Annotated in this window: 1 pseudogene; it reads left to right on the plus strand. The window is 22.6% G+C overall.

Annotated features, from left to right (window positions below):
• Positions 1-51: 51 nt before the first annotated feature.
• Positions 52-165: pseudogene (locus CSGHG_RS22315) on the plus strand (SAM-dependent methyltransferase); the annotation flags it as partial.
• Positions 166-208 lie beyond the last annotated feature (43 nt).

The raw sequence follows: 208 nt of genomic DNA on the forward strand, positions 1-208 counted from the left end.
TTTTTATTTATACAAACTAAAATATTGATAGGTTAGTAAAGGATGATACAAATGAATTTAAGTGATAGATTAAAAACTATAAGCGAAATGATAGATAATAATACAAAAACTATAGTAGATGTAGGAACAGATCATGGTTATATTCCTATATATCTTAGTAAAAAATAAAAAATAAATTATGCAATAGCATCAGATATAAACAAAGGCC

This window comes from Clostridium senegalense JC122 (assembly GCF_000285575.1).
Classification (GTDB): Bacteria; Bacillota; Clostridia; order Clostridiales; family Clostridiaceae; genus Clostridium_J; species Clostridium_J senegalense.